Source organism: Paenarthrobacter sp. 4246, assembly GCF_040546855.1.
In the GTDB taxonomy this organism is placed as follows: domain Bacteria; phylum Actinomycetota; class Actinomycetes; order Actinomycetales; family Micrococcaceae; genus Arthrobacter.
In genome coordinates this window covers 196,466-204,518 of record NZ_JBEPOP010000009.1, presented here as the reverse complement: position 1 = coordinate 204,518, position 8,053 = coordinate 196,466, and the positions used below count along the sequence as shown (strand labels likewise).

The 8,053-nt window shown below is 61.9% G+C and carries 3 protein-coding genes; all 3 read right to left on the bottom strand.

Going from position 1 to position 8,053, the window contains the following annotated elements; genetic code table 11:
• Positions 1-400: 400 nt before the first annotated feature.
• Genes ABIE35_RS17395 through ABIE35_RS17385 form a run of 3 tightly spaced genes read right to left on the bottom strand, consistent with a single transcriptional unit; the run spans position 401 to position 7,954 of the window.
• Positions 401-4,072 (bottom strand): 1,4-alpha-glucan branching enzyme, encoded by a 3,672-nt coding sequence (locus ABIE35_RS17395; protein ID WP_354516861.1) that lies wholly within the window; start codon positions 4,070-4,072, stop codon positions 401-403.
• 1 nt (position 4,073) lies between these two features.
• A complete protein-coding gene (gene treS / locus ABIE35_RS17390) occupies positions 4,074-5,870 on the bottom strand; it encodes a maltose alpha-D-glucosyltransferase (RefSeq protein WP_089593799.1) in 1,797 nt (598 codons plus the stop codon).
• Positions 5,870-7,954 carry an alpha-1,4-glucan--maltose-1-phosphate maltosyltransferase gene (locus ABIE35_RS17385; protein ID WP_354516887.1) on the bottom strand — a complete coding sequence of 695 codons (2,085 nt, stop codon included), beginning with the start codon at positions 7,952-7,954 and terminating at the stop codon, positions 5,870-5,872. The genes treS and ABIE35_RS17385 overlap by 1 nt, the downstream gene beginning before the upstream one ends.
• Between the last annotated feature and the right edge of the window lie 99 nt (positions 7,955-8,053).

The following is an 8,053-nucleotide window of genomic DNA, read 5'->3' as shown; positions in this document are numbered from 1 at the left end:
TCCAGCCATAATTTCAACCAATCAATAAAACAATCGGTATCAACAAACTTGGCACACTATTGAGTTCTCAAACAACAGACACTACCGGCACCACCACACCCACCAAAGGGTCCAGGATCGCTCCGGAGCAACTTTTCAAACTTACACGCTGCCTGCCTCCGGGTCAAATCGGCGAACTTGACTTGATTTTCCTTGCGGTTTCTTGTCAGCTTCACCGTCCTCCACTGGGGAGCAGCGCGGGTACTAACTATACCCCTACTTCCCCGTGATGGCAAAACCCCTCAACGACACGGCTTCTTGGCCAAGCAAAATCCGCGGGAATAAAGGGAAGAGGGCCCGGAAGCATGGCTCCGGACCCTCTCAGCCTGAGGACTACTGCCCCACGTGAGCAGCGCGAGAGTTACTCAGCCGGCGCGAACCATGAGGCACCGAGCGGAGGAAGAGTGACGGTCAACGCTGCTGGCTGGCCATCGGTGCCGGGCGCCGAGGCTTTCAGGGACCCTGCGTTAAGCACGCCCGAGCCGCCGTACGTTTCCGAGTCGGTGTTCAGGACTTCAGTCCACTCCCCTGCGGCGGGCACTCCCAGGATGTAGTCCTTGTGCGGACCTCCGGAGAAGTTCACGGCGCAGACCAACGGTTTGCCGTCCTGATCCCAGCGAATGAAGGTCAGGACATTGTGATCGGCATCCCCGCCGTTGATCCACTGGAAACCGCCGGCCTCGTTGTCACGCTGGTACAGGGCAGGCGTCGCGGTGTAGAGCTCGTTGAGGTCCTTGACTAGAAGCTGCAGCCCACGGTGCGCTGGGATATCGGCGAGGAACCAGTCCAGCCCGTATTGCTCGGACCATTCAGCTTCCTGTCCGAACTCTGTGCCCATGAAAATGAGCTGCTTGCCGGGGTGGGCCCACTGATAGGCAAAGAAGGCACGGAGGTTAGCCAGTTGCTGCCAACGGTCGCCGGGCATCTTCCGCAGCATGGAGCCCTTGCCGTGAACAACTTCGTCGTGGCTGATGGGCAGCAGGAAGTTCTCGGTGAACGCGTAGACCAGGGAGAACGTGATGGTGCCGTGGTGCCACTTGCGGTTGATGGGGTCTTCAGAGATGTACTTGAGCGAGTCATGCATCCAGCCCATGTTCCATTTGAGCCCGAAGCCCAGGCCGCCGTGGTTGGTGGGCGCCGTGACGCCCGGGAAGGCAGTGGACTCCTCGGCAATGATGATGGCCCCGGGGTGGGACTTGTAGACGGTGGCGTTGACTTCCTGCATGAAGGAAATGGCTTCGAGATTCTCGCGGCCGCCGAACTTGTTGGGCTTCCACTGTCCTTCTTCGCGGGAGTAGTCCAGATAGATCATCGAGGCAACAGCGTCCACGCGCAGGCCATCGATATGGAATTCTTCCAGCCAGTACAGCGCATTGGACACCAGGAAGTTGCGGACCTCGCTGCGCCCGAAATCGAAGATCAGGGTTCCCCAGTCCGGGTGTTCGCCCAAGGCAGGGTCCGAGTGCTCGTACAGCGGCTGACCGTCGAACTGTGCCAGAGCCCAGGAGTCCTTGGGGAAGTGGGCAGGTACCCAGTCAAGGAGGACTCCGATGCCGGCCTGGTGGAGTGAATCCACCAGGAAACGGAACTCGTCCGGGTGGCCAAAGCGGGAAGTCGGCGCAAAGTAGGACGTCACCTGGTATCCCCATGAACCGCCGAAGGGGTGCTCGGCCACTGGCATAAACTCGACATGGGAGAACCCGAGCCATTTCACGTATTCCACGAGCTCCTTGGCAAGTTCCTTGTAGCCAAGACCCAGCCGCCAGGAACCCAAGTGGACTTCGTAAACGCTCATGGGCGAGTTGTGCGGATCTTTCCGGGCGCGGGCTGCCATCCACTCCGCATCCTTGAACCGGTAGCTGGCGTCCACAACACGCGACGCCGTCAGTGGCGGAACCTCTGTACCGAAAGCCAACGGGTCGGCTTTTTCTATCCAGTGACCGGACTTGGTCAGGATCTCGTATTTGTAGCACGCGCCTGCTACAACCCCCGGAATGAAGAGTTCCCAGACCCCGGAGGAACCAAGGGAACGCATGCCGTGCTGACGGCCATCCCAGCCGTTGAAGTCGCCCTTGACGCGAACTGCCTGGGCGTTCGGGGCCCACACTGCGAACGAGACACCGTCCACCTCGCTGAGCGCGGAACGGTAGTGCTGCACGTGGGCGCCGAGCACATCCCAAAGGCGCTCATGGCGGCCTTCACCGATCAAGTGCAGGTCCACTTCACCGACGGTAGGCAGGTAATGGTACGGGTCATCGATGGTGACGGGTTCGACGTCGTACACCACTTCCAAACGGTAGTCCGGCACGTGGCCGGCCTGCAGCGGTTCCAGGACGGCTGCCCACACGCCGTGGGCTTCATGCTCCATCTCGGTGCGGCCATTTTCGGTCACCACCGCCACGGACTTCGCGAGGTGCTTCACCGTGCGGACGGTGACGTGGCCGTGGTCGTCCAAGTGTGCACCGAGGACCGAGTGCGGCGCGTGATAGGCGCCGGCTGCCACGCGTTCCAAGGTCTCGGAGTCCACGTGCAAGGGAACTCGGGGCCGTTCGGTGCGTGCAGAGCCAGTCATGTCATTACCTTCCGCTGTAGCTGCCGCATGCTTGCCGCGGCTTGTATTGTCGAGGATTCGTCGTGATGCGTTGACCGGAATCGACAGCCAGTCGGGCCGGTTCCGCAACTCGTACACCACCTCGTATAAGGCCTTGTCCAGCCACAATGCCACAAAGAGCGGCGAGCGGCGGTCTATGGTTCCGGGGGTGACGTCGCTGTACCCCTCAAGGAACGCTGCAGCACAGTCATCTACCCAGGTTTCGGGCACTTTGGCGTGGGAATTCTCGCGCGTGGCGGCACCCGCCGCATAGTCGAAGGAGCGCAGCATGCCCGTGACATCGCGCAGGGGAAGATCAGGATTATTGCGCTCGTCAATGGTCCGCAGCGGCTCGCCTTCGAAGTCGAGAATGGCCCAACGCCCCGGCTGCCCGGCGGTGCCGGGCACCGATTCATCGCGGGGCACCAACAGAATCTGCCCCAAGTGGAGGTCTCCGTGGACGCGCTGCAACTGCCCCACGTCTCCGGGATCCAGCGCTGCCAGCAGCTGTTCGAGGTTGTCGTCATAGGGCCCGACGGCGGATGCGGCCTCTGCCCACGACTGGCGGACGCGCCGGGCTACCGTCGCGATGATGTCGGAGCCCTGCTCCTGTCCGTCCTGGGTGCCAAACGTTTCGGCCAGCCTTGCGTGAACCGAGGCCGTCGCTGCCCCGAGCCCGCGGGCCTCAGCTGTGAAATCCTTACCGGCTGCGGCTGCTTCGACGGCCAACCGCCAGGCGTCCAACCCACCGATCAGGAATTCATGTGCCACGGTCAGTTCGCCGGTGGCCAGCGCGGATCCGTTCGATGCCGGCCCCTCCCACGAGCCGGTGATCCAGCCAAGCGTCGCCGGAACCTCGGTGGTCCCGGCGGCGGTCAGTGCCGCGCCAAGCTCAACTTCGGGATTCCTCCCTGCCGCGAGCACACGGAAGATCTTCACGATCGCGGCCGAATCACCGTCGTCGATGATGACGGACGTGTTGGACTGCTCGCCGGACAGGACCCGTACGGAAGTGGGATTTTTCGGAAGCGCGACGCGGCCACGCGTGAGGTGTCCGCGTGCACCTCCCACGCTGCCTTCGTTTCGCATCAGCTCCAGCCATGCGGTGACGAAATCGGAATCGTAGACGGCGTCGTACACCAAGCGGAGGCCCGAGTCGTCCATAAACTCGCCCAACAATGCCGCCGGGGCGTCCACCAGTGGTTGGCTCCGGTAGCTCAACGGAACCTGCACCACGTCAGTCCGGGGACCGCCGTCGGCCGTCCGGTGGGTCACCGCCAGCAGCACCACCTCAAAGGCAGTGTCGCCGTTAGTGCCAGGGAGACTGACGGCACCCACCTGCTCCAGCGCAAAGTCGGGGCTCTTGACCGGGAACCAGCGCTTGCCTGGAAGCCAGTGACGGAGAAGTCCTTCAACGGAGGGGTTCAAGTTTGCCTTGCTCATCTCATCCTTTGGAGGTCACCACGGGAATCGCCTGGGTAAAAGGCGACGAGGGATTGGAAAAGGCCGAGCGCACCCGCAGCCAATAGAAGCTGTGGCTGCCCAGCATCACGGTCAGGTGACCGTTGTCGCCGACGGCCGGGAATGGCTGGCCGCCGAAAATATCGCGCAGGCCGCGGCCCGCGAATTCGGGGATGTCCAACGTTGCCGCCACAGGGTGCTGCGAGAGGTTGAAGACGCACAAAATGGTTTCGGCGTCCTCGCCCTCGGGGTTGCCTGGCGGCAATTCCCGTACATAGGCCAACACCACTTCATGATCGGCTTCGATGTGCCGGAAGCCGCCCAAACCAAACACCGGATGGTTCTTGCGGACGCTGAGGATCTGACGGGTCCAGCGCAGCAGCGAACCGGAGTGTGCGGCCTGTGCCTCAACATTGGCCATGCCGTAGTTGTAAACCAGCGACTGGATGACCGGTAGGTACAGCTTGCCCGGATCTGCCCCGGAGAAACCAGCGTTGCGGTCCGGATTCCACTGCATGGGGGTGCGGACGGCATCACGGTCATCGAGCCAAATGTTGTCGCCCATCCCGATCTCATCCCCGTAATACAGAAAAGGGCTGCCCGGCAGTGAAAGGAGCAGCGCATTGATGAGCTCAATCTCGGACCGGGAGTTGTCCAGCAGCGGCGCGAGCCGGCGGCGAATGCCGATGTTTGCCCTCATCCGGGGATCAGGGGCATACCAGCCCAGCATCGCGGCGCGTTCCTCGGCCGGCACCATCTCGAGGGTGAGTTCATCATGGTTGCGCAGGAAAGTTCCCCACTGGGCACCTTTGGGAATTTCCGGGGTCTCCCGCAGGGTCTCGATGATGGGTGCGGCCTTCTGGTCCCGCAGTGCGTAATAGAGCCGCGGCATGATGGGGAAGTGGAACGCCATATGGCATTCGGGCGCCTCCTCGGTGCCGAAGTATTCCACTACTTCGTGCGGCGGCTGGTTGGCCTCCGCAATGATCACCCTGCCGGGATAGTTCGCGTCCACCATGCGCCGAAGATCCTGCAGGAAGGTGTGCGTGGCCGGCAGGTTCTCGCAGTTGGTGCCATCTTCCTCAAAAAGGTAGGGAATGGCGTCCGCACGGAACCCGTCAATCCCCTGATCCAGCCAGAACCGGATTACGTCGTACAGGGCCTCGATGACTTTGGGGTTCTCAAAGTTCAGGTCCGGCTGGTGGCTGAAGAAGCGGTGCCAGAAGAACTGCCGGCGGATCGGATCGAACGTCCAGTTGGATTCTTCGGTGTCAACGAAGATGATGCGGGCGTCCTGGTATTTCTCATCCGTATCGCTCCATACGTAGAAATCGCCGTAGGGTCCCGTAGGGTCCTTTCGCGACTCCTGGAACCACGGGTGCTGGTCCGAGGTGTGGTTCAACGGAAGGTCGATAATCACGCGGACGCCCCGGGCATGTGCCTCGGCAACCAGCCGCTTGAAGTCGCTGATGGTGCCGAACTCATCCAAAACGGACGTGTAGTCCGCAATGTCGTAGCCGCCATCCCGCAGCGGCGAATGGAAGAACGGTGGCAACCAGAGGCAGTCAACGCCCAGCCACTGGAGGTAGTCCAGTTTCTCGATCAAGCCATGGAAATCGCCGGAGCCATCCCCGTTGGCATCCGCAAAGGCCCGCACCAGTACCTCGTAGAAGACTGCCTTGCGGTACCAGTGTGGATCATGCTGGAGACCGGGGGCGTTCAACTCGAAGGTGTTCTTCGGAGTGAAGTACTGGCTGGGGTTCTGCGGAGAAAAACTCACTAAAGCTGCCTCCGGATGCTCAGGATGTGTGCCGGTTCGACATGCGCATCCAGCCGGACGTAATTGTGCTCGCCCCATTCCCAGCTCTCACCGCTGATGAGGTCATCCACCCGGAACCGGCCGTCGTCGTTAAGGTCCCGTGGGTCCAGTTGCAAGGCCGCGAGGTCCAGGGAGACCGTGCTTTCGCGAGTGCTGTGCGGATCCACGTTGACCACAATGATCAAGGTGTCCTTGGTGCCATCCGGCAGCGTCTTGTGCTTGGAGTACACGATCGTGGCATCATCCGTGCTGCTGTGCAGTGTCAGGTTTTGCAGGTCGCCCAACGCCACGTGCTTCTTGCGGATGGTGTTGAGCCTGGTGATGTAGGGCGCCAGCGTGCGTCCGGATTCGGCTGCGCCTTCCCAGTCCCTCGCCTTGAACTCGTACTTTTCGTTGTCGATGTATTCCTCGGCACCCGGACGGGCCACGTGTTCGTAGAGCTCGTACCCAGCGTAGACGCCCCAGAGCGGGCTGGCCGTTGCAGCCAGTGCAGCCCGGATGCGGAAGGCCGCCGGACCGCCGTACTGCAGGTACTCGGTGAGGATGTCCGGGGTGTTCACAAAGAAGTTCGGGCGGAAGAACGCCGGGCTCTCATGGCTGACTTCGTGGAAGTACTCCTCCAGCTCGGTCTTGGTGTTCCGCCACGTGAAGTAGGAGTAGGACTGCTGGAAGCCCGCGCGCCCCAAGGCGTGCATCATCGGCGGGCGGGTGAAGGCTTCCGCGAGGAAGACAACCTCGGGGTTCTTCTTGTTGATCTTGCCGATCAGCCATTCCCAGAACCACACTGGCTTGGTGTGCGGGTTGTCCACGCGGAAAATCTTTACGCCGTGGCTGATCCACAACTGCACGATCCGCAGGATTTCCTTGGACAGTCCCGTCGGGTCATTGTCAAAGTTCAGGGGATAAATATCCTGGTACTTCTTCGGCGGGTTTTCCGCGTAGGCGATGGAACCGTCCACCCGCGTGGTGAACCACTCGGGGTTGGACGTCACCCACGGGTGGTCCGGGGCTGCCTGCAGGGCAAGGTCCAAGGCGACCTCAAGCCCCAATTCGTTGGCGCGCGCCACAAAGGCGTCAAAATCTTCAAAGGTGCCCAGCTCAGGGTGGATGGCGTCGTGGCCACCGTCCTTGGAACCGATGGCCCACGGCGAACCCGGGTCCTGCGGTCCCGGCGTCAACGTGTTGTTGCGGCCCTTGCGGTGCTGGAAACCGATCGGGTGGATGGGCGGAAGGTAAATGACATCGAAGCCCATCTCCGCCACGGCGTCGAGCCTCTCGGCTGCCGTGCGGAAGTTGCCGGAAGTCCACACACCGGTGGAGTGATCCAGCACAGCGCCCTCTGAGCGGGGGAAGAACTCGTACCAGGAACCGCGACCTGCGAGGTCGCGTTCCACCTGCAGCGGGAATCGTTCGGAAACGGTCACCAGTTCGCGGATGGGAACACGTCCGACGGCGGCCAGCACCTCGGGGCTGAAACCGGCGCCAAGGCGCTCCTCGGCAGTCTTGGTGGTATCGGCCAGCGCGACGGAAGCGGCGCGCAAGGTGCGCTTCTCCACAGCGCTGCGTCCGGCGTCGTCGGCTGCTTCCGCGAGGAGGGCAGCGCCTTCGGCGAGCATCAACTCAACGTCGATGCCTGCGCCCACCTTGACCTCGGCGTTGTGGTGCCAGGTGCCGTAACGGTCATGCCAAGCCTCAATAACGAAAGACCAAGCTCCGGTGCCGGTGGGCGTAATCAGGCCCTCCCAGCGGTCCAGGCCTTTCCACTGCTCGCCCTCTGCAGGGGTCAGGCGGACGCGCTGACGTTCCTTGCCCCGGGGATCGAGCACCACAGCGGACACGCCGAGCTGGTCATGGCCCTCACGGAAGACCGTGGCGCCGACAACGAGGTCCTCGCCTGGCAAGGCCTTCGCCGGGAAACGGCCACCCTCAACCACCGGCTGCACGGCAGTGATGGGGAACCGGCCGAAGCGCAGTCCCTGGGTGATGTCCGTAGTCGTCTTGGATTTCAGAGCGGTGATGGTTCGCGCGGTTTTCGTCACAAACACGACGTTAGCGACAAAAATCACAGAATGCTAAGCACACGACCTATCTACTCGACGCAAGATGACTTTTACCTAAAAGAAACCCAATCCAGTTCCGACTGC

Coding starts and splice junctions, on each gene's coding strand:
- ABIE35_RS17395 (WP_354516861.1), bottom strand. CDS start 4,072: ATGAGCAAGGCAAACTTGAACCCCTCCGTTGAAGGACTTCTCCGTCAC.